Origin of the sequence: Aquitalea denitrificans (assembly GCF_009856625.1) — a bacterium.
In the GTDB taxonomy this organism is placed as follows: domain Bacteria; phylum Pseudomonadota; class Gammaproteobacteria; order Burkholderiales; family Chromobacteriaceae; genus Aquitalea; species Aquitalea denitrificans.
In genome coordinates this window covers 4,466,785-4,488,311 of sequence record NZ_CP047241.1, presented here as the reverse complement: position 1 = coordinate 4,488,311, position 21,527 = coordinate 4,466,785, and the positions used below count along the sequence as shown (strand labels likewise).

Annotated in this window: 20 protein-coding genes; 10 read left to right on the top strand and 10 right to left on the bottom strand. The window is 58.8% G+C overall.

The genetic code is table 11. The features are described from left to right. Positions 1–345: 345 nt before the first annotated feature. Together hslU and hslV are read right to left on the bottom strand one after the other, a co-directional pair. Positions 346–1,686: an ATP-dependent protease ATPase subunit HslU gene (gene hslU / locus GSR16_RS20920; protein ID WP_159880675.1), complete on the bottom strand. Its 1,341-nt coding sequence runs from the start codon at positions 1,684–1,686 to the stop codon at positions 346–348. A gap of 67 nt (positions 1,687–1,753) precedes the next feature. Beyond that, on the bottom strand, positions 1,754–2,314 hold the full coding sequence (gene hslV / locus GSR16_RS20915) for an ATP-dependent protease subunit HslV (protein WP_159880674.1): 561 nt from the start codon (positions 2,312–2,314) through the stop codon (positions 1,754–1,756). Between the two features lie 173 nt (positions 2,315–2,487). On the opposite strand from hslV, the gene GSR16_RS20910 reads away from it, so the two are divergent. The 7 genes from GSR16_RS20910 (at position 2,488) to GSR16_RS21390 (ending at position 9,568) form a co-directional block, all read left to right on the top strand. Next, positions 2,488–3,186, top strand: a complete 699-nt coding sequence (locus tag GSR16_RS20910) for an energy transducer TonB (RefSeq protein ID WP_159880673.1) — start codon at positions 2,488–2,490, stop codon at positions 3,184–3,186. A 65-nt stretch (positions 3,187–3,251) separates the two neighbouring features. Further along, positions 3,252–3,860 carry a MotA/TolQ/ExbB proton channel family protein gene (locus GSR16_RS20905; RefSeq protein WP_240902555.1) on the top strand — a complete coding sequence of 203 codons (609 nt, stop codon included), beginning with the start codon at positions 3,252–3,254 and terminating at the stop codon, positions 3,858–3,860. Further along, a complete protein-coding gene (locus GSR16_RS20900) occupies positions 3,847–4,257 on the top strand; it encodes an ExbD/TolR family protein (protein ID WP_159880671.1) in 411 nt (136 codons plus the stop codon). The genes GSR16_RS20905 and GSR16_RS20900 overlap by 14 nt, the downstream gene beginning before the upstream one ends. Before the next feature lie 182 nt (positions 4,258–4,439). After that, a complete protein-coding gene (locus GSR16_RS20895; protein ID WP_159880670.1) occupies positions 4,440–6,599 on the top strand; it encodes a TonB-dependent receptor in 2,160 nt (719 codons plus the stop codon). A gap of 138 nt (positions 6,600–6,737) precedes the next feature. Then, entirely contained in the window at positions 6,738–7,418 is a 681-nt protein-coding gene (locus tag GSR16_RS20890; RefSeq protein ID WP_159880669.1) for a Fe2+-dependent dioxygenase, read from the top strand. A gap of 138 nt (positions 7,419–7,556) precedes the next feature. Beyond that, positions 7,557–8,111: a PAS domain-containing protein gene (locus GSR16_RS20885; protein WP_159880668.1), complete on the top strand. Its 555-nt coding sequence runs from the start codon at positions 7,557–7,559 to the stop codon at positions 8,109–8,111. Beyond that, complete coding sequence (locus GSR16_RS21390; protein WP_205677472.1) at positions 8,111–9,568, top strand: methyl-accepting chemotaxis protein; 1,458 nt, start codon at positions 8,111–8,113, stop codon at positions 9,566–9,568. Before GSR16_RS20885 ends, GSR16_RS21390 begins: the two co-directional genes overlap by 1 nt. Before the next feature lie 119 nt (positions 9,569–9,687). Here GSR16_RS21390 and GSR16_RS20875 read toward each other — a convergent pair whose 3' ends face one another. Beyond that, positions 9,688–10,212, bottom strand: a complete 525-nt coding sequence (locus tag GSR16_RS20875; RefSeq protein ID WP_159880666.1) for a Dps family protein — start codon at positions 10,210–10,212, stop codon at positions 9,688–9,690. A gap of 1,109 nt (positions 10,213–11,321) precedes the next feature. Here GSR16_RS20875 and GSR16_RS20870 point away from each other — a divergent pair. Continuing rightward, positions 11,322–11,657, top strand: a complete 336-nt coding sequence (locus tag GSR16_RS20870; protein WP_159880665.1) for a rhodanese-like domain-containing protein — start codon at positions 11,322–11,324, stop codon at positions 11,655–11,657. A gap of 18 nt (positions 11,658–11,675) precedes the next feature. On the opposite strand, the gene GSR16_RS20865 is transcribed toward GSR16_RS20870, so the two are convergent. Next, positions 11,676–12,392, bottom strand: coding sequence for a pseudouridine synthase (locus tag GSR16_RS20865; RefSeq protein WP_159880664.1), 717 nt, complete (start codon positions 12,390–12,392; stop codon positions 11,676–11,678). A gap of 119 nt (positions 12,393–12,511) precedes the next feature. On the opposite strand from GSR16_RS20865, the gene GSR16_RS20860 reads away from it, so the two are divergent. Then, complete coding sequence (locus tag GSR16_RS20860) at positions 12,512–13,498, top strand: FUSC family protein (RefSeq protein ID WP_159880663.1); 987 nt, start codon at positions 12,512–12,514, stop codon at positions 13,496–13,498. On the opposite strand, the gene GSR16_RS20855 is transcribed toward GSR16_RS20860, so the two are convergent. From GSR16_RS20855 to GSR16_RS20840, 4 genes are all read right to left on the bottom strand, one after another. Then, the gene (locus GSR16_RS20855) at positions 13,480–15,372 is read right to left on the bottom strand and encodes a sensor domain-containing diguanylate cyclase (RefSeq protein ID WP_159880662.1); all 1,893 of its coding nucleotides are present in this window, start codon (positions 15,370–15,372) and stop codon (positions 13,480–13,482) included. The two genes, GSR16_RS20860 and GSR16_RS20855, sit on opposite strands and share 19 nt — an antisense overlap. A gap of 309 nt (positions 15,373–15,681) precedes the next feature. Further along, entirely contained in the window at positions 15,682–16,230 is a 549-nt protein-coding gene (locus GSR16_RS20850; protein ID WP_159880661.1) for a YbhB/YbcL family Raf kinase inhibitor-like protein, read from the bottom strand. A 76-nt stretch (positions 16,231–16,306) separates the two neighbouring features. Beyond that, positions 16,307–17,164, bottom strand: a complete 858-nt coding sequence (locus GSR16_RS20845; protein ID WP_159880660.1) for a helix-turn-helix domain-containing protein — start codon at positions 17,162–17,164, stop codon at positions 16,307–16,309. Positions 17,165–17,200: 36 nt separating this feature from the next. Beyond that, a complete protein-coding gene (locus GSR16_RS20840) occupies positions 17,201–18,121 on the bottom strand; it encodes a sensor domain-containing diguanylate cyclase (RefSeq protein WP_159880659.1) in 921 nt (306 codons plus the stop codon). A gap of 165 nt (positions 18,122–18,286) precedes the next feature. Between GSR16_RS20840 and GSR16_RS20835 the strand changes: the two genes are divergently transcribed. Next, the gene (locus GSR16_RS20835; protein WP_159880658.1) at positions 18,287–18,880 is read left to right on the top strand and encodes a TetR/AcrR family transcriptional regulator; all 594 of its coding nucleotides are present in this window, start codon (positions 18,287–18,289) and stop codon (positions 18,878–18,880) included. On the opposite strand, the gene GSR16_RS20830 is transcribed toward GSR16_RS20835, so the two are convergent. Both GSR16_RS20830 and GSR16_RS20825 read right to left on the bottom strand, forming a co-directional pair. After that, a complete protein-coding gene (locus GSR16_RS20830) occupies positions 18,856–19,578 on the bottom strand; it encodes a substrate-binding periplasmic protein (protein ID WP_159880657.1) in 723 nt (240 codons plus the stop codon). The genes GSR16_RS20835 and GSR16_RS20830 overlap by 25 nt on opposite strands. A 321-nt stretch (positions 19,579–19,899) precedes the next feature. Next, positions 19,900–21,378 carry a DEAD/DEAH box helicase gene (locus tag GSR16_RS20825; RefSeq protein WP_205677471.1) on the bottom strand — a complete coding sequence of 493 codons (1,479 nt, stop codon included), beginning with the start codon at positions 21,376–21,378 and terminating at the stop codon, positions 19,900–19,902. Between the last annotated feature and the right edge of the window lie 149 nt (positions 21,379–21,527).

The following is a 21,527-nucleotide window of genomic DNA, read 5'->3' as shown; positions in this document are numbered from 1 at the left end:
CGCTGCGTTGTCTGCTGAGGAGGCGAACTATACCGCCACACCCCACCCTCGTCAACGCCTTTTTACTGAAAAATGGCAATAATTCACAAGATCAATTCTATACTTTTGATTTTAAAAGACTTTATTGTTTAACTTTTTTAATCATCCTGCTGACTTTCCGCAGAAAAATGGCCATTGCCAATCAGGCAGCATCAATCAGATTAGCAATCTGCCCGGCGAATCGTGAATTAATTCTACATTTATGCCATTTAGCATGGTTATCTCGACGTCCAACAAGCAGACAGCGCCCTGTCGGGCGCTGTCTGGGGCTTCCTTGTTGATTCTATATAGAGAGTCAGCGGGGAATCAGAGTACGTAACGGGCCAGGTCTTCACGCTGGGACAGCATGTCCAGCTTGCCATCCACATAGTGGGCGTCGATCTTGCAGCTGCCGCTGCGTCCGTCGAAGGATACTTCTTCCAGCAGTTTTTCCATCACGGTATACAGACGACGCGCGCCGATGTTTTCGGTCTTTTCGTTCACCTGCCAGGCGATCTCGGCCAGGCGACGGATGCCGGATTCCTCAAACACCAGTTCAACACCTTCGGTAGCCAGTAGTGCCTGGTATTGGCGGGTGAGGCAGGCGTCGGTGCTGGTGAGGATTTGCACGAAGTCATCCACCGACAACGAGGAGAGCTCTACCCGGATGGGCAGGCGGCCTTGCAGTTCCGGGATGAGATCGGACGGTTTGGACAGCTGGAAGGCACCGGAGGCAATAAACAGGATGTGGTCGGTCTTGACCATGCCGTACTTGGTGGAGACGGTGGTGCCTTCCACCAGCGGCAGCAGGTCGCGCTGCACGCCGGCGCGGGAGACATCGGCCCCCTGCCCTTCCGAGCGGCTGGTGACCTTGTCGATTTCATCGAGGAAGACAATGCCGTTCTGCTCGACGTTCTTCATGGCTTCGGCCTTGAGCTCGTCTTCGTTGACCAGCTTGGCGGCTTCTTCGTCAATCAGCAGTTTGAAGGCTTCGGCTACTTTCAGCTTGCTGGCCTTTTTCTTGCCGGCGTTCATACCCTGGAACATGTTTTGCAGCTGGCTGGAGAAGTCTTCCATGCCGGGCGGGGCAAAGATTTCCATCTTGGACTGCGGGGCAGCCACTTCGATTTCGATTTCCTTGTCGTCCAGCTTGCCTTCGCGCAGCATCTTGCGGAATTTCTGCCGGGTGTGACCGTCTTCCGGCTTGCTTTCTTCAGCCGGTGATTCACCAAAGAAGCCGGGGGCGGTGCGTGCCGGCGGCAGCAGTACGTCGAGGATACGGTCTTCGGCAGCATCTTCGGCACGAACACGATTGCGCTTGATGGCGGCATCGCGGGTTTCCTTGATGGCCACTTCCACCAGGTCGCGGATGATGGTGTCGACGTCGCGGCCGACATAGCCGACCTCGGTGAACTTGGTGGCTTCTACTTTAATGAAGGGCGCACCGGACAGACGCGCCAGGCGGCGGGCGATTTCGGTCTTGCCCACGCCGGTGGGTCCGATCATCAGGATGTTCTTGGGGGTGATTTCACTGCGCAGCGGCTCTGCCACCTGCTGGCGGCGCCAGCGGTTGCGCAGGGCAATGGCGACGGCACGCTTGGCGGCATCCTGACCAATAATGTGCTTGTTGAGTTCGTGAACGATTTCTTGCGGGGTCATTTGGGTCATGACTTTACTCCCGGCCGTTGCATGCGGGCTGCAGCGGCCTGTGAATCGGTGGGGATGAAAACAATGCTTATTCGGCAGCCGGCCGGGCTTCTTCTCCCAGCGTTTCGATGAGGTGGTTCTGGTTGGTGTAGATACAGATGTCGCCAGCGATTTCCAGTGACTTCTTCACCACCACGGCAGGATCCAGCTCGGTGTTTTCAAACAGTGCACGCGCGGCTGACTGGGCGAAGGCTCCGCCGGAACCGATGGCGGCAATACCCTGCTCTGGCTCCAGCACATCGCCGTTACCGGTGATGATGAGGGTGGCTTCCTTGTCGGCCACGATCAGCATGGCTTCCAGTCGGCGCAGCATGCGGTCGGTACGCCAGTCCTTGGCCAGCTCCACCGCGGAGCGCACCAGATGGCCCTGGTGTTTTTCCAGCTTGGCCTCGAAGCGTTCGAACAGGGTGAAGGCATCGGCAGTACCGCCGGCAAATCCGGCCAACACCTTGCCTTGGTATAGCCGGCGGATCTTGCGTGCCGTGGACTTGATCACGATATTGCCCAGGGTGACCTGACCGTCGCCGCCCAGCGCCACGCGCTCGCCGCGACGGACGGAGACGATGGTGGTTCCGTCAAACTGCTGCATGTTCTGTTCCAGTCTATTGAATGCGCCTGCGCCATGCAGACGTGCAGTTTGCAATATGCAGGCATTCGGGGGGATTACAAGGCGACCCTTCCCTGCGCATGGTTTGATGTGATACCGGGCAAAGCCTCTTCTTAATAATTGCTAATGATAATTGTTTGCATTATCATTTCGGCATGAACCTCCGACTCCAATCTTCTTCAGCTGCGCTGCCTTCTGCTGCTTTTCTGGGAAGTTGCAGCCTGCATGTGCTGGCTCTGCTGCTGATTGCAGGCTGGCTGGCCAGTACGCCACCGGTCATCCTGCCTCAGTTGGCCAGCCTGCCGACAATGACACTGGCTGCACCCAGTGCACCGGCGGCTCCGGTCGTACAGCCCAGTCAGAACAAACAGCGTGCACCGGCCAAGCCCGCAGTAGCGCGTCCTGCTGCCGTACCTGCAGCGAAACCAGCCGCCAGACCGGCTGCCCGTGCGACGGCTCCGGCAATCAAGCCTGCTGCAGCTGCCGTTGATAACACGGCACCGACAGCAGCGGCACCTGCAGCCCCGGTTGCCGCCGCTCCGGTACCAGCACCGGCAGTGCATGAGCCGCTATATCGTGGCGGATATCTGAATAATCCCAAACCGGCCTACCCGCCGCTGTCACTTGAAATGGAAGAAACCGGCACCGTGCGTCTGCGTGTCCAGGTCAGCGCACAGGGTTTGCCGGTGGCGGTAGAGCTGGAGCACAGCAGCGGCTTTCCCCGTCTGGACCGTGCTGCACTGTCCGCAGTACGCGGCTGGAAATTCATTCCGGCCAAGCGTGGTGATGAGTCCATTCCTTATACCTTTATCGTTCCTGTCGAATTTTCCCTGAAGAACCTGCGTAAACCATGAAGCTACTGACTGTCTTCCAACAAGGGGATGTTGTGCTGATCACAACATTCATGATTCTCATTCTTATGTCTGTTGCGACCTGGTCGTTCATCCTGCAGCGCGGGGTACAGACTTATCGCCTGCGTCAGGCTAACCGTCAGGCCGAAACCGCCCTGTGGGATGCTCCGGACTGGAATGCAGCCGAACAGGCACTGGTCTCATCCACGGCACCCATGGCCCATATCACCCGCGAAGGACTGGCGGCCTTGCGCCACCATCAGCAGCATGCCGAACGCTCACTGGGCAAGGCCTGCGATTTGAACGAATTTGTCACACGCGCCATCCGCAAGGCACTAGCCCAGGAAAACGCACGCCAGGAAAACGGTATGACCCTGCTGGCCTCGGTAGGCTCGACAGCACCATTCATTGGCCTGTTCGGTACGGTGTGGGGGATTTATCACGCACTGGTGAACATCGGCACGGCTGGCCAGGTGAGCATCGCCACCGTGGCCGGGCCCATCGGTGAGGCGCTGATTGCCACCGCAGCCGGTCTGGCTGCCGCCATTCCCGCGGTACTGGCCTACAACGCCTTTACCCGGACCCAGCGGGTGATGTCGCAGCAGCTGGATCATTTTGCCCATGACCTGCACGCCCAGTTGCTGACCCAGCCGGAGTCTGCCCATGGCGTTCGGTAGTTTTGACAAGGGCCCCGGCGCACCGATGGCCGAGATCAACACCACGCCGCTGGTGGATGTGATGCTGGTGCTGCTGGTGGTATTCATCATCACCGCCCCGCTGCTGACCAATAGCGTGAAGCTGGATCTGCCCCAGGCAGCCGCCGCCGAACATCAGGACAAGCCGGAGCAGATCCGCCTGTCCATCAATGCCGGTGGCGAGCTGTTCTGGAACGACCAGCCCATCAGCAAGGATGCCCTGGCCGCCCGCTTTACCGCTGCAGTCCAGTCCAACCCCAAGGTGGAACTGAACCTGCGCGCCGACAAGAGCGTGCGCTACGAACTGGTGGCCACTACGCTGGCTTCCGCTCAGCAAAGCGGCATCAGCCGCATCGGTTTTCTGACCGAAGCACCCTGACAACAGCCTTCCGCTGTTCTGACAACTGGCCATCACGGGGGTGAGCGGCCAGTTGTTACCACCTCTGCCGTTACCTGCTGCCACACATGCTGCCCACACAGCATGCGAGGACGGCTGCGCCGCGTTCTGGCGGGGCAAAGGCAGTGATCTACCGTGATTGACACACAATAAAAGAGGATTAAATGAAACAAAGCTTGCAGCAATCGCCTCACCTGGCGCAGCGCAAACTACCCGCTCGCATGGCAGTCGGCATGCTGGCTGTGGCCTTGAGCCCCAGCCTGGCGCTGGCGGCAGAAACCGGCCAGACGCTGGAAACGGTCACCGTAGAGGGCGAAGCCCCGGTGCGTGACACCTATAAGACCGAAACCACCAATATCGGCAAAACCAAGCAGCAGCTGCGTGATATTCCGCAATCCATCACCGTGGTCAACCAGCAGTTGATGCAGGATCAGGCTGCCGCCACGCTGAAAGACGCACTGCGCAATGTACCCGGCATCACCTTTGCGGCAGGCGAAGGCGGCCGGACCGGTGACCAGGTGGTGATTCGCGGCTTTTCCGCCGCCACCGATACCTATCGCGACGGCATGCGTGATATCGGCCAGTACAACCGCGATGCCTTCAACGACGAAAAAGTGGAAGTGCTGAAGGGCGCCAGCTCCATGCTGTTTGGTCGCGGCTCCACCGGCGGCGTGGTCAACCAGGTCAGCAAATCGCCCTATCTGGGCAGCAAGCTGGAAGGCGACCTCACCATCGGTACCAATGACTACCAGCGCGTCACCGCCGACATCAACCAGATGACCGGCGATCACTCCGCGGTACGCCTTAACCTGATGGATACCCACGACGGCAGCGACCGTGGTTCGGCCAAGAACGAACGCTGGGGCTTTGCCCCGTCGGTGGCCTTCGGCCTGGGCGAACCCACCACGGTGGTGCTGTCCTATATGCACCAGGAAGAAAATAACGTACCGGACTACGGCGTACCGTACAACTCGGTTACGCACCAGCCGCTGAGTGTGGATCGCAGCAAGTTCTACGGTTTTGACAGCGACTACGAAAAAACCACCGCCGATATCGTCACCGCCAAGATCACCCACGATTTTGGCAATGGCACCGAGCTGAGCAACCAGCTGCGCTATAACCGCTTCTGGCGCGATGTCAGCCCCACGGCCCCGCGCCTGGCCAGCAGCGACACCAGCGCCACCGGCCTGATCCGCCGTAGCAAGCCTATGCGTGACGGCGTGGACCAGTCGGTTAACAACCAGACCGACCTGACCACGCGCTTCTCTACCGGCGACATCCGGCATACTCTGCTGACCGGGCTGGAGTTGACTTACGAGCTGTCCGATACCAGCCGCTACACCCTGCTCAACACCCTGCCCACCACCACCATTGGCAACCCGGTGTCGTCCACGGCCATCAATACGGCACGCTACCGCAGCAGCAATACCAAGTTCCAAGCCAGCGACATTGCGCTCTACACCATGGATACCATCGAGCTGAACCGCCAGTGGAAAGCCGTGCTGGGCACCCGCTTTGACCGCTTCGAAGGTGACTACAATGTGCGTGGTTTCAATTCCGATGGCAGCGTGAACAGCAGCAACACCTACGACCTGTCGCGCACGGATAATGTGTGGAGCTGGCGCAGCGGCCTGATCTGGCAACCGGACATGGCCCAGTCCTATTACTTCAGCTACGGCACCTCGTTCAACCCGTCTGGTGAAACCTATGCGCTGGACAAGGCTACCGCCAAGGTGGACCCGGAGAAAAACCGCAATATCGAACTGGGTGCCAAATGGGACTTGCTGGATGGCGATGCCAGCCTGCGGGCCGCGCTGTTCCGCATCGAGAAAACCAATGAGCGCAATACCGACCCGGATGACACCTCGGTAGTTACCCTCTCCGGCAAGCGTCATACCAACGGTATCGAGGTGGAAGGTAATGGCCGCCTGACCGAACGCTGGGAAATCTTTGCCGGCGTTACCTTTATGGATTCGAAGATAGACAAGGCCGCACCGGGCCAGAACAGCACCACCGGCAAGATGCCGCGTTACACCCCACGCGCCACTGCCAATATCTGGACCACGTACAAATTTACCGACGAAATTACCGGTGGAATTGGTGCCACCTATGTCGGCAAGCGCTATGCCAACGAGACCAACACGCTTTATCTGCCGTCCTACACGGTGGGCAATGCCATGCTCAGCTATGAAACCAAGCATTATCGTTTCCAGTTGAACCTGAACAACCTGACCAACAAAACCTATTACGACGGTGCCTATACCGGCCACGCCACCGTGGGAACCCCGCGCGAAGCCCAACTGACCATCGGCCTGAAGTATTGATGAATAAATATGGATAAATAAGCCAACCTGTCGGCATGAATACATGAAACATGCCGACAGGATTTGTGCTTCATGCCTGCACATCAGCCACCGGCAGTAGTGCAAGGTCTTAACACCCAAATACAAAGCGAACACGGCATGCTGTTACATATCCCCGACGTCCTGACTCCCGAAGAACTTGCCCATGGTCGCATGCTGCTAAGCCAGGCGGACTGGGCCGATGGCCGCATTACCGCCGGCAGCCAGTCCGCGCAGGTCAAACGCAATCTGCAATTGCCACAACATCTGGACATTGCCCGCGAGCTGCAAGCCATGGTGGAAGCCGCGCTCAAACGCAATACGCTGTTTTTCTCCGCGGCACTGCCCAAAACCGTTTTCCCGCCCCTGTTCAACTGCTACCAGGGCGGCATGGACTTTGGCAATCACGTGGACAATGCCGTGCGCAGCCACCCCTTTGACCAAAGCTGGGTACGCACCGATGTATCCTGCACCCTGTTTTTCAGCCAGCCGGACGAATACGATGGTGGCGAACTGATTGTGGAAGACACCTATGGCCTGCACAGTGTGAAACTGCCGGCCGGCGATATGGTGCTCTACCCCTCCACTAGCCTGCACCGGGTTGAGCCAGTTAGCCGCGGTGCCCGTATCGCCTCGTTCTTCTGGACACAAAGCATGATCCGCGACGATGCCAAACGCAGCCTGCTGTTTGATATGGACATGGCCATTTCCCAACTGCGCCAGCAGCTTGGCGATACCGCCGAACTGGTGACCCTGACCGCCAATTATCACAACCTATTGCGGATGTGGGCGGATTTATAGCTGGTATCAGCGGCTTTCTGACGGAAAGATCAAAAAAGCTGATCGCTGTCATGAAATATTTCGACGCAAATAAGTAAAGTTCTCGGTAGAACTACTGAATTGACATATCCTCAACGGATATTCTTGCGGAAGCCCACCATGACGAGCCAGATCAGACCACAAAACAGTCGGGAAGTGCAGCTGGAAGACGATGAACTGATTGTCACCAAGACCGACAGCACCGGGCATATCACCTATGCCAATCGTGTATTCATGCAGCTGGCTGAATATCCGGAAAGCGAGCTGCTAGGCAAGCCCCACAACCTGATTCGCCATCCGGACATGCCACGCGGGGTATACCGCCTGATGTGGAAAACCCTGCAGGCCGGGCGCGAATTCTTTGGTGTGGTCAAAAACTATACGGCCAGTGGCAATTACTACTGGGTACTGGCCAACGTCACACCGGATTACGATAGCAAAAACAAGCTGGAAGGTTATTTCTCGGTACGTCGCCCGCCTGGCCGCCGGGCAGTGGATACGGTGATTCCCATTTATGCCCACATGTGCCAGCTGGAAAGTACCCACAACAAGGCGACGGCACCGGATGCCTCGATGGAATGGTTGCTGGCCGAACTGGCCAAGCAGGGCCACAGCTACGAAAGCTTTGTACTCTCCCTGCTCGATCCCCACCTTACCACCGGGAAATCCACATAATGGCCCGCCGCTCACACTCTCCCTTTCTGCGCACCCGACTTGGCTTCTGGTTGATTGGCTTCAACATACTCACCATCTGTACCGTACTGGCCTCACTATTACTCCCCGACAGCTGGCGACTGGCCGTCGAGGTATTTCTGGTGGTACTTTCGCTCGCCTTATCCACGCTGATCTGGCTGGGCAGCAGCCGTATCTTTACCGTGCTCAATACCCTGCACGAGCAGCTGGGCTATGCCTGTGAGGGCGAACTGCACCACCGCGCATCCCGCACGCGCGATATGGGTGAAGTTGGCCTGGTCGCCTGGGAGCTGAATGATTTTCTTGATCTGGTTGAAACCTATTTCAAGGAAATCAACACCAGCTTCCGTCGCGTCAGCCAAAACGACTACACACGCCGCCCACTCAGCCAGGGCCTGCCGGGCATGTTTGCCGAATCGCTACGCAATGTGGACAGTGCCATCCAGGCCATGGCCGACAATGACGGCTATATCCGCAAAAACCGTCTTTCCTCCCAGCTGGCCGCACTGAACAACCCGCATCTGCGTGAAAACCTGGCCAGCAACCAGACTGACCTTACCGTCATCAGCACTGCAATGGATCAGGTTTCCAGCATCACCCGAGATACCGCCAGTGCCTCGCGCGAAAGCCTGGATAGCGCAGTATTGCTGTCCAGCCATATGGACACCATTGCTGGCAGCGTTGTCAGCATGAACGAAGCCAGCAGCTCTCTGGCGCAGGAATGGACAGGGATCGAATCATCGCTGGCCGCCATTTCCGCCATTGCCGACCAGACCAATCTGCTGGCATTGAATGCCGCCATCGAAGCAGCACGCGCCGGTGAAATGGGCCGTGGTTTTGCCGTGGTAGCCGATGAAGTACGCAAGCTGGCCGAGCGCAGCAAGGACACCGCCCACCGCGTGCAATCCGTGCTGGGCAGCCTATCCAGCCGTATCAGCGACATGCACGCCCGGGCAGGTGAAGCCGGCTCTGTTGCGGCAGAAGTCAAGTCATCGGTTGAATCATTCCGCAACCGCTTTGCCACACTGGCCGAGCAGTCTGACACCGTACTGGGCCAAGTACAGCGCGTGCGCGACATGTCGCAGGTTTCGCTGCAAAAAGTGGGGCATGTCATGCATAAACAGATGGCCTACCACGCTATCGAGGAAGGTGCTGCCATCGCCCATGGCAGCCATCTGGCGACATGGCGACAAAGCGAAGGGCACAACAGTTTTGGCAATACCCGTGCCTTGAGCCAGCTGGCGACACCCGACCAGAAGGTGGACAGCAGCATTGAAAGCGCCATTTCAACAGCGGCCAGCAAAGAACATCTCGACGAAGAAGCCATCATCCGCCATATGCGCACCATGGAGCAGGACAGTGCGGAAGTGCTGCAACTGCTGGACCGGATGGTTGAAGAGAAACATGCACCATCAGCGACAAGGACCGCACCGCGCTAAACGCCATTCCTCCCTGGCCCACCGGTTTTCTGAGCGGATCAAACACAGATAAAACAGCTGCTGGCCATGGCCAGCAGCTGTTTTCATTTACGCCCAGGCAGCAACCCGTGCTACCCGCCTCAGCGGCGGCTGGCCTCAAACAGGAACCAGCAACGACGCTCGGTTTCATCTATCCAGTTCTCAATCTGGCTGGCACCTGCAATATCACGATGTTCTTCGCAAACACCATGCGCCTCGCGCAAGCGGGCAGCCAGCGTCGCATTATCCTCCCGCAACTCAGCCAGCATGTCCTGTGGGGTGACATAGCTGGCATCGTTATCCTTGATACGCTGCTGCCGTGCAATATGGCCGATAGAACGCAGAGTGGAACCACCAACCTTGCGAATGCGCTCTGCCAGCGGATCAGTCATTGCATACAGCTGATCACCCTGCTCATCCAGCAGCAGGTGATAGTCCCTGAAGTGTGGCCCACTGACATGCCAATGAAAGTTCTTGGTTTTCAGGTACAAGGCAAATACATCTGCCAGCAAGCCATTCAGAGCAGCGCTGATATCACGGGTAGCGGCAGCGCTTAAACCACTAGGGGTATGCAGCGCGGCATCGGGGCGGGCATGCAGGGAGATGGAATCACTTGATTGTGTCATGGCTGGATTCTTTCTGTGAATGGCAAACGTGCAGCCATGCGTGCATGGATGCTCTCGACAGGTGGCTGCTTCAGAAAGCTATGGCTAGCAGCAGGTCAGAACAATGAGGAATTTCAATGAAACTTCATTGAATTTTCCGAAGCGTACTCATTCACTCCCGCAGCGCATGCTGTGCATATACCCGGCCCCTGCTACAGGCCACGCGCCAGGAGTGATAGCAAATCCGTGGGCAGACACACCTTGGCCAGTCGCAACATATTTTTACGTATATAAAACATGTATTTCATTACAAAAATTACAAATTCATAGATGATCAATTTTTCATCAGCACTCGCCACATAAAACCCATCTTTCAAAATACGGCAAGATTTACCTCATACCCGGCTACCGATACCCGCTCTGACCAAAGAGTGCAGACCAAGAACATCACTGGCGTGACACGCCATTCACAAGTTGCAATACCCCACACACCAGCAAGCACCAAACAGGCAGATTGCAGGGAAATAGCAGCCAACCGACGCCCCTCCGCCATCAAGCCCATGCCGTACGGTCATTCACACATCGCCATACGCAGTCATGCGTTTTGATCGGGCAAGCACTGGCCCATGTACAGAGACAGACTGGACCACGCGCATGACCACCAGCCACAGCTCTAGCAGGAGGGTGTGGGGACGCGGGTAACACAGGTCACGCTCAGGCAAGAGCTGCCTAACAGCGTAAGCAAGATGATCCGAAACGGGATGCGCATGCTTGAGCGAGGAGCCGTGACAAAACCACATGCCGAGGCCATCGGCTTATATGGATAGCCTGGATAAAAAACGCAGCACGAGCACAGGAGGCACATAACCGATGTGCATTGCACAGCCATGCTGTCGTCACATGTCCTTACTTTGATTCTGCCAACCGGAAGGAAAGCACACAGGGAAGCTGTGGCAGGGGGAGAAGCAGGTGAAGCACCGCCTTAAAAACGCAGGCGTGCGTTTTGCTATTTATTACATCTCACTAGGTAATTGCCACAATGCGCCCCATGGCAAATGCATGTAAAACTGGAACATGGAATAAGAGTGTGCCAGCTGGATACCAGCACAAAAACGGGACAGGCAAGGACAATGAAACATCTTTTTGGAGCATTGCTGGGCGGCGTTACTGCGGCGGCCTTTGCCCACCGCATGCTGAGCGGCGCCAGCCGGCTGGTAATTGATGTCGGCTCAAGTGAAGAGTTCAGTGCCGAGCACATTCCAGGTGCGCGTTCTCTGCCACTGGAGCAACTGGAACAACAGGCGGCCAGCACCATTCCAGACCCGGCAACACCACTGACCCTGTACTGCCGCACCGGTGAACGAGCAAAGCTGGCGGCAGCCCAGCTACGTAGTCTGGGCTACACTCACATCGAAAGTGTCAGCGGCATGCGTGAAGCCATGCAGAAACTGCACCAGCTGCTTTAGCCACCAGGCTGCACGGCTTTATTCTGCTAGTGCAAAACCGAAACTGGCCAACTCCCCGGCCTCCAGATAGCGCCACTGGCCCTCATCCAGATCGCCCAACTGCACCGCGCCGACCGACAGACGATGCAGATCCATCACCCGGTTGCCCGCTGCTGCCACCATGCGTTTCACCTGGTGATATTTGCCTTGGGTAATAGTCATGCGAATGGTAATTTCGTCCACCACCTCTACCTGATCAGCAGCGATTTTCTCGTTGTCATCCTTAAGAAATACCCCGGCCAGCAAGTGCCGTACCAGATCATCCACCACCGGGTGTTTGAGGGTGACTTCATAGCACTTGGGCACATGGCGCTTGGGTGAGCTCAGCGCATGCACGAACTGGCCGTCGTTGGTCAGCAGCAGAAGCCCGGTAGTGTCGACATCCAGCCTCCCTACAGCCGAAATGTCCAGATTGCCAAACTGCCAGGGCAGCAAGGTATACACACTGGGGTGGTGCATGGGTTTGTGTGAGGTTTCGTAGCCGTCGGGCTTGTGCAGCATCACGTAGATGGCAGCTGTATGCAGCGTCCAAGGCTCGCCATCGACCACCAGCTCGTCGATATCTTCCGCAGCCCATTCCTGGCGGTAATCTTCGGCCACGCCACCGTTGATTTCCACCAGCCCGTATTCCACCAGCTTGCGGCATTCCTTGCGGCTGCCGAAGCCTTGCTGTTGCAATAGTCTGTAGAGTTCCATGGCGAAATGTTAGCACGCCACCCGATATGCGGTATGGCAACCACCGGCAGATGACCCCGCCGGCGTGCTTGCCTATGATGAAACCACCGCCACGCCACCCGCCTGCAGGAATCGCCCTGATGACTTATCCCCGCCTGGCCCTGCGCGGCCTTGCCACCATCCGCCACGAGCGCTTTCGCCTGATGCGCGCCGTGAGCACCAGCACGCTGCTGTTTACACCCGCGGTGCTGATTGCCATCAGTAATCAGCCTGCCAGCTGGATTTTCCCGTTTACGCTGAGCGCAGCCTATTCAATGATGATCGTACTGCTGGCCAGACGGCTGAGCCTGCCCTCACTGGCCGGGCTACCTGCCATGCAGTGGCTGGGCCATGCCTATGCCGGACAAAGCTGGATGATGCTGCCGGTGCTGGCCGGCATGCTGCTGTTGATGGCGGTGGCAGCCCGGCGTGGCTTGCACAAGGGCATGCAGTTCTGGGTGTTCTGCCTGCTGCTGAGCAATATGATGCCATCGCAGGGCATTCCAGCCGGCCTGCACGCTCTGCTGGCCCTTGCCGGTGCGCTGTACGGACTGATGCTGGGCCACTGGGGTCTGCGTGGCTGGCAACGCGTATTGCCTGGAGCATCTCTGGCAGACACCCGGCGCTATGCCTGGCATCTGGTGCTATGGGGATGTCTGGCCTGGCTGGCCTCTGCCCGCATGCATCTGCCACATACCTGGTGGCTGCCGGTCTTGGTAGTCGGCATCATCGACCCATCCCCGCAGCGCATGATCTGGTTGGTAAAAGAAAGAGTCTATGGCACGCTGGCGGGCGGGGTGATGGCAGCTGCGCTGGCCTGGTGGCAGCCGGCACCGGCCATTCACATGCTGATTCTGTGCCTGTCTCTTGCCACCGCCCTGATGCTGATGCAGCGCAGCTTCCGCTGGTTCATCGCAGGGCTCACCCTGCTGGTCTTGTCAGCCATGCCGGTAACGCAGGTACAACATGGCGTGGTGGAGCGAGTGGCCGATACCCTGCTGGTTGGAGTGTTGCTGGGCAGCCTGGCCTGGTGGCTGGAAATGGGCGTCAAGCAATTGCACGCCCTGGCTCAGGACAAGGCAGGTTGACCGGAATGCGCCAGACAGACCCGGTCACGCCCCTGGGCCTTGGCCTGATACAAGGCTGCGTCGGCAGCATGGATCAGGCTTTCCGGATCTTCACCATGCAGCGGGCAAACCGACAGGCCAACTGACAAGGTGATGTGCAGACAATGTTCTGCCGCCTGGATGGGCAGCTGGCGTACTGCCTCGCAAAGCTGCCAGGCTTTATCACTGGCGGCTTCCAGTGCAATGCCCGGCATCAGGATGCAGAACTCTTCGCCACCGTAACGACATACCACATCACCACTGCGGAAGCGGTCGCGCAGGAAGGCACCCAATGCCGCCAATACGGCATCGCCGCACTGGTGCCCGTAATTATCATTGATGCGCTTGAAATGGTCGGCATCCAGCATCATGACTGCCACTGTTCCGTTCAATGCCAGCATGTGCGCCAGCAAGCGCGGCAGGATTTCATCCAGATAGCGGCGGTTGAACAGGCCGGTTAAGGGATCGCGCCTTACCTGCTCGCGCAGGCCGACATGCAGGGATTCGATTTCCGCCACATGCTGGCGCAAGGCGTCGTTGGCCTCGTGCAGGCTGCGCTCCAGCCGTTTGCGTTCGCTAATGTCGTTGATGCCGCTGATCACATACAGGGCCTGGTCGCTGTGTACCACCGAACAGGACACCAACGCCCAGAACTGCCGGCCCTCGGCATCATGCAACTTGACCTCGTGGTCACGCACCGCCCCATGCACGTGCAGCAGGGTGGAAACCTGTTTGCGTGTCTCCTGGTCGACATAAAAATCCTGCACCCGGTGTTGCAGCTCGTCCAGCCGGCACTTGAACAGGCTTTCGGCCTGCGCGTTGGCATAAATCAGCCCGCCGCCATCCAGATTGTTCATCACCATGGGAAAGGGCGAAGCATCGGCCATCAGCTTTAGCCTGGCCTCGCTTTGTGCCAGTTGCCGGGTACGCTCCACCACCTTGGCTTCCAGCGTCTGGTTGGCACGACGCAGCCAGTCCTCGGCAAAGCGGCGCTCTGCCACCAAAGCACCAAACACCAGCAAGGCCAGCGACTGCACCAGCAACAACATGCCGGCCGCGGCAATGCCACTCATTCCCGCATCCTGATAGGCAAGGCCGTTATGCAACAGCACGCCGACAAAGGCCAGCAACACAATCGTGCCATGCAAGCAGTAAGCCAGCGCCAGCCGGCACCGGAATGCCACCCACATCAGGGCAATGAAAAACAATGGCCACAACGCTGCCGCGACCCCGTGACGGAAGTCGGCAACGATGAACTCCACCACGGCCAGGCACAGGCTAGTCCAGGTCAGCAATGCACTTTCCAGCCAGCGCGCGGGATTGCTGGCCGAGCGGACTGGCGCATCCAGCAGCAGGAACAATATGGGTGGCGTCAGCACCAGAATGCCATTTACCTCGCCCAGCCAACGCGAAAACAGGGCATTCCAGCGCGAGGCACCCGCAGGCAGCACGCTGTAGTCCAGCACCAGATGCGCAAGCAGAACCGAGAGCAGGGTATTGACCAGCACACCGCACCACAGAAATAGCAGCACGCGCGACAGGCGGTAGAACGGCGGGGTGTGTTGCAGGCGAGATCGCAGAAAACCGGCGGCCAGCAGCGGAGACAGGCTCTGCACCACAGCCAGTGCCAGCCCATGGGCGACGTCATGCTGCAGCAGCAAGGCATTTGCCAGGAAAAATCCCAGCAGCAGGCCGGGCCAGCAGCGCCAGCCCTGTGTCACACCTAGCGCCAACGCCAGACCAGCGGGCAGCCACAAGGGCAGCGCCAGTGCGCCAAACTCTACCGAGTGCGGCAACTGCAGGGTCAACAACACCAGCAGCCACAACAACAGCGCAAACAGTAAGGTCTGCGCCAAGCGCCCCAACCAAGGCTTCACCGATTTGCCAGATAAGAACACGGCCACTCCCCATGAAACCGAGACAGAGCAACCGGAAGGCGTCATTTGTGTCGCGGCATGGGCAGCAAGAATAGCCAAGACAACGGGATAAATCCACGGAATCGTTCAGCGCACTGCCTGGCTGTGGTACTGATCGAACAGATCAGTACCACAGCCCGCGGCAAAGCAGCTTCATGCGGCCCACATCCCAAGACCGGAAAGTGGCTGGTGACGCATCGCCACCGCAAGCAGAAGCGCTACGTACCGCACCTTACTTCAGGCCCGGCCTCAATGCCGTCCATAACGAGCCGTGAAGCTGGCCTGTCCCAGACTATTGGCATGCAACATGAATCCAACCAGTGCCGGCATTGCATCCGCCGGCAGATCAAGCTTTTCCACCTTGAGCGCATGCACTGTAAAAACATAGCGATGCGGCTTGTCGCCTTGCGGCGGGCACGCACCACCAAAGCCTGCCTGGCCATAATCAGTGCGGCTCTGTACCGCACCGGCAGGCAGCAGATGGCCATCGGCACTGCCCGCTCCGGCCGGCAATCCTCTGCTTGCTACCGGCAAATTGAACACTACCCAGTGCCACCAACCACTGCCCGTGGGTGCATCCGGGTCATAGACGGTGACCGCCAGGCTGCGGGTTCCCGCAGGAATATCCCGCCAGCGCAATGCTGGCGAGGTATTGCCACCACTGCAGCCAAAACCCTGGTATTCCTGCAACCGCGACAGGTTTCCCCCGGCCTTGATATCCGGGCTGTCCAGCTCGAAAGCCTGTGCAGCACTGCACAAGGCCACCAGCACAAGGCCGGTCCACACATAATCGCGCATGATTTTCCTCCGCTAAACCATTGCTCCGTGCAGGAATTCATCTCCTGCTGCCGAAACCCATTCTAGGCAAGCGCAGTCATCCCGGCGCGCCTGCTGCGCGCAGTTTGTCGCCCATGCCGCTCACACTGCCACGAGTGGCACGCAAGGCACTGGGCGTCAGGCCAAAACGCCGGCGAAATGCGGCGGCAAAACGGGAGGGAGACTGATATCCCGCGGCCAGTGCTACTTCCAGCATGGATTGATGCCCCGTCATGACCAGCGCCAGTGCATGCGCCAAGCGGATTTCCGTCAGCAAACCGCTGAACGTGACCGACTCCGCCGCCAGCCGGCGACGCAATGTGGCCTCGCTCATGGCCAGCCGTTGCGCCACGCCGGCCGGCGTCCAGCGATGTGCCGGATCAAAACTGAACAGGGATTGCAATTGCTGACGGGTATCATGCGCTGGCAATACCAGTATGCTGCGGCCCTGGCCTTGCTGCAGCAGGGCCAGCATCAGCCCCTGCCAGGCATGTTCTGCCAATGCCATGTCTACCGGGCCATCGCAGCCTTCCTGTACTGCCAGCAAGTGCTGCATGGCTTGCTGGCTGGCGCTGCCCGGCTGTAGCACCGGCAGGCCTGGCGCGGCCTCATGCAGCAGATGACCATACAGGCTGTGAAAACGCTGCAGCCAGCTGGCATCTTGCGCCAGCGCCAGTGCCAGGTACTGTCCGGTATGGGCATCCGGTTGATTGGTCAGCGTCAGCTCTTGGCCGGCCGGCAGCAGCAACCACTGCCCGGCAGGGCAAACCAGCTCGCCGGCTGTGGTATGGATGATCTTGCTGCCTTCGATAACGGCAACCAGCAAGGCTTGCACCACCGGCATGCGGGTAATGCGCTGCTGCGATCGGGAATGGTAGATGACCAGCGGTCTGGCCGGATATGCAGTTGACGACATGGCTGCATTGCAACGTGTATCCACCACCATGGCAAGTCAGCTGCTGATTTCTATGCGGTTGCGGCCCCGCTCCTTGGCCGTATACAAGGCCTGGTCGGCGCGCTGCAGGATACTGTCCAGCCGGGAATCGGCGGTGCCAAGCATGCTCAGGCCGATGCTGACCGTTACCCACGCCCCGGCGGGGAGATTGGTCTGGCGGCACTCGCTATGCAACAGCGTCTGTATGCGTCGCACCACCAGCAAGGCATCTTGCTGTGCCGTATCCGGCAGCAAGATGCCAAACTCCTCGCCACCCAGCCGGCCGGCAACATCGCTGTCGCGTATTCCCTTCTCCAGCACCTTCCCGACAAGCTGCAGCAACTGGTCTCCCGTCTGGTGACCATAGCAGTCATTAACCAGCTTGAAATGGTCCAGATCCAGCATCACCACGCACAGGGACGTGCCATGTCGTCGGGCCAGATTCAGGAATTTGTTGCCGACATCAACAAACATGCGCCGGTTGAACAGGCCGGTGAGTTCATCCGTAACCGCCAGCAGATACAGCGCCTCATGCAGGCTATGCCACTGGGTCACATCCCGCTCGATGGCGACAAAGTGGCTGGCGCTGCCGGCATCATCCAGCAAGGGCATGATGCTTAACTCAACCCAGTAGGCGCGCCCTGACTTGTGATAATTGAGCAGCTGCAAACGGATGGGTCTGGCCTCTTCCATTGCGATACGAATAGTCTGCAGCACGCTCCGGTCGGTTTGCGGGCCTTGCAGAAAACGTGGGCTTCGACCCAGGATTTCCGCCCTGTCATAGCCACACAGCCGGCAGAAGGCATGGTTGACGTAGACAATCCTTGGTCCGGGCTCAGTATGCGGCAGCACTTCAGTCACCACGATGGCATCGTTGGCATGTTCTACGATATGGCGGAAATCCCGCTGTTTGAGCACCATCTGCTCGCTCCTGATCATGAAATGGGCTGCTGAAACTAAGGAATAGAAACCAGCCGCTCACAATACAAGCCCACCTGACCCTTGGAACATGTCAAATCATCTGCGCTATCTTGCTGATTCATTTAGCAATTATTTATATGATATCCATAATATAAAATTAAGTGAATCAATCAGGAAGCCAGCATGCGCTATGACAAACAACACAAAACCGCCATCCGCCAGCGCATTCTGGACATGGCCACCATGCGATTCCGCTCCGAAGGCATTGCCGCCGTAGGCATTGCCAACCTGATGGCCGATCTTGGCCTAACACATGGCGGTTTTTACTGGCACTTCAAGGATAAGGAAGATCTGGTCGCCCAAGCCTGCCGCCAGGCAATGGAACACACCAGCCAGCAATGGCAGCATCAGATACAGCAGGCCGAAACCGGTCAGCAGCGCCTGGCCGTCGCCCAACATTACCTAAGCATCCAGCACCGTGACTTTCCCGATACCGGCTGTGTTGCCGCCGCCCTGGCCGGGGAGCTGAGCCGGCATACCGCGCCGGCGCGGCAGGCTTTTACCGCAGGCCTGCAACAACAGCTGGATACCCTGGGCCAGGCAGCCGTGCAGGATGGCAGCGTAGCGACCAGTCCATTCACGCCAGCGGTTCAGCTCAGCCTGATGGTGGGGGCCTTGCTGCTGTCACGTGCGGTTACCGATGGCGAGCTGTCGGCCAGGCTGCTACAGGAGGCCGAAGCGATGATCGCCCATTACTCGCCTCTGTCCGGCACCTGAGTGCTGCTGCGCAGACAGGCCTGGCGCGTTTCCCGCACCATGCGGTCAAAGTCGCCGCTGCGCTGCAAGGCCAGCAGTCCGCGGTTGAAACGGGCAATCAGCTCGGCACCACGCGGATGCCTGCGCCAGATCACCACGTGCATGGGGGCCATCCAGAAGGGCTGGGTGCGCTCCAGCTGACGGGTTTCGCGGGGTGAGAAATTACGGGACAGCAAAAACTGGCCGACTTCCTCCTCAATGGGGAACAAATCAATGCGCCGCGCCAGCAGCTTGCGGAAATTGCTCAGATCATCGCCAACGCCATCAGTATGCAGGATGCCCTGCCGTGACAGCCGGTCGAATTCGTCGGAATAATAATTGCCAATGGTGACGCCAATACGCAGTCCGGCCAGATCAGACAGTTGAGTCCAGTGCACCGCATGGGCCTTGCGCTGGAAAAACACCATGCGGGCCGACATCACCGGCTGGCTGTACAGCAGGTCTTGCTGACGGTCCGTGCTGGGTGCCCAGCCCAGGCTGCCATCCACCATGCCGTTGCGGGCGGATTGCAGGCTGCGGTTATTCGGCAAAAAGCGATAGCTGACCGTGACCTTGCCGCGGGCAAACGCAGCCGTCACCACCCGCGACAGGATGCCGTAATCCGGCAGCCCGGCACCGATATAAGGCGGCCAGTCATCCGAGCCAAGAACAATGGCCATCTGCCCATCCTGCAAGGGGGGAGAGCGCTGTGCGTGGACAGGCATTGCCCAGGCCAGCAGCATGGCGTGCAAACATGCACACCCGATGAACCACGGCCATGTCTGGCCGGCATGGTTCACAAGCCAATGCCTCATGCCCTGCTCCGTATCACGAATCGTTAGCCACTGGCGCAGTTGCGCCAGACTTCCCCGCTACGGTCCGGGCCTGATGACGTTGTATTGTAAATGTGAATCATTGCCGGGACGCGCATGCTTGAGCATACGGGCCCCGGCGGGCAGCAGCAAGTCTGTTCACCTGAAGACTTGCCGGCGAGCGCCGGATCAGCGCTTGGTGGGAGACAACAATGCCGACACCTGACGTGCCGGCTGGCTGCGACGCTGCTGTTGCTGGCCGCTGGCCGGCTTGGCCGCTTGCGGCTGACGGGTGCCCTGTGGCTGGGCGGCAGCTTGCTGACGCGGTGCCGCCGATTTGTTACGCGGGGGATTGCCAGCCGGACTGCGATGGCCATGGCCGGTGGGCTTGGCTTGCTGCTCGTGGCGCGGCTTGCCGGCACCCTGGCTCTGGCGCGCGCCCTGGCCTTGACGGCCAGCGCCACCTTGACCGCGACCACCGCGACCACTGTTGCCGCCCATGGGAATCGGCTCCGGCTTCACGTTCAGATCAGCCTCAAAACCTGGCACGGTAAAGCGGGCAATGGATTGCTTGGTCAGCTTCTCGATCTCGCGCAGAAAGCTGAACTCATCCACGCATACCAGCGATACCGCTTCACCCGGGCTGCCGGCACGGCCGGTACGGCCAATACGGTGTACATAGTCTTCCGGCACATTCGGCAGTTCGAAGTTGACCACGTGCGGCAGCTGGTCGATATCCAGGCCACGGGCGGCGATATCGGTGGCCACCAGCACTTGCAGGGTGGAGTTCTTGAAGTCGGCCAGCGCGCGGGTACGGGCATTCTGGCTCTTGTTGCCATGAATGGCCGCAGCCGGGATGCCGATCTTGTCCAGCTTTTCTGCCAGACGGTTGGCACCGTGCTTGGTGCGGGTGAACACCAGCACCTGATACCAGTTGTGATCGCGGATCAGCTTGATCAGCAGATCGGTTTTCTTGTCGCGATCCACCAGATGCACACGCTGATCCACCAGCTCGTTGGTGGTATTGCGGCGCGCCACTTCCACCAGCTTGGGTTGATCCAGCAGCTTGTCGGCCAGCGTCTTGATTTCGTCAGAAAAAGTGGCAGAGAACAGCAGGTTCTGCCGCTTGGCCGGCAGCAGGGCCAGCACCTTGCGGATATCGTGGATGAAGCCCATGTCCAGCATGCGGTCGGCCTCGTCCAGCACCAGGATTTCCACTACAGACAAATCCAGCGTGCGCTGGCTGACATGGTCGAGCAGACGGCCCGGGGTGGCCACCAGAATGTCCACCGGCTTGCGCAGGGCGGCAATCTGCGGATTGATGCCGACACCACCAAACATCACCATGGATTTGAGCGGCAGGTATTTGCCGTACTCACGCACCGATTCCTCCACCTGAGCGGCCAGTTCACGCGTAGGGGTAAGCACCAGCGCACGCGGTTTGCCCGCCTGACGCGACGGTTTGCCCATCAGCAACTGCAGCAGCGGCAAGGTAAAGCCGGCGGTCTTGCCGGTACCGGTCTGGGCGGCGGCCAGCAGATCGCCCCCTTGCAATACCTGGGGAATGGCTTGCGCCTGGATAGGGGTGGGAACGGTATAGCCGGTATCAGCTACAGCACGCAACAGATCCTGGGCAAGGCCAAGATCCGCAAAGGTCAAATCGGACATACTGCACTCCTGCGACTGCCTGATCGCAGTAAGCGACACCAATCTAGGCTGACGGTAAACAATTGAATTGAATGCGGATGGCCGCGGGATGAGGCCTGCATTGTGCGCCGATTGGCAAGACGCGAAAGCCGGCGAGTTTACAGACAATT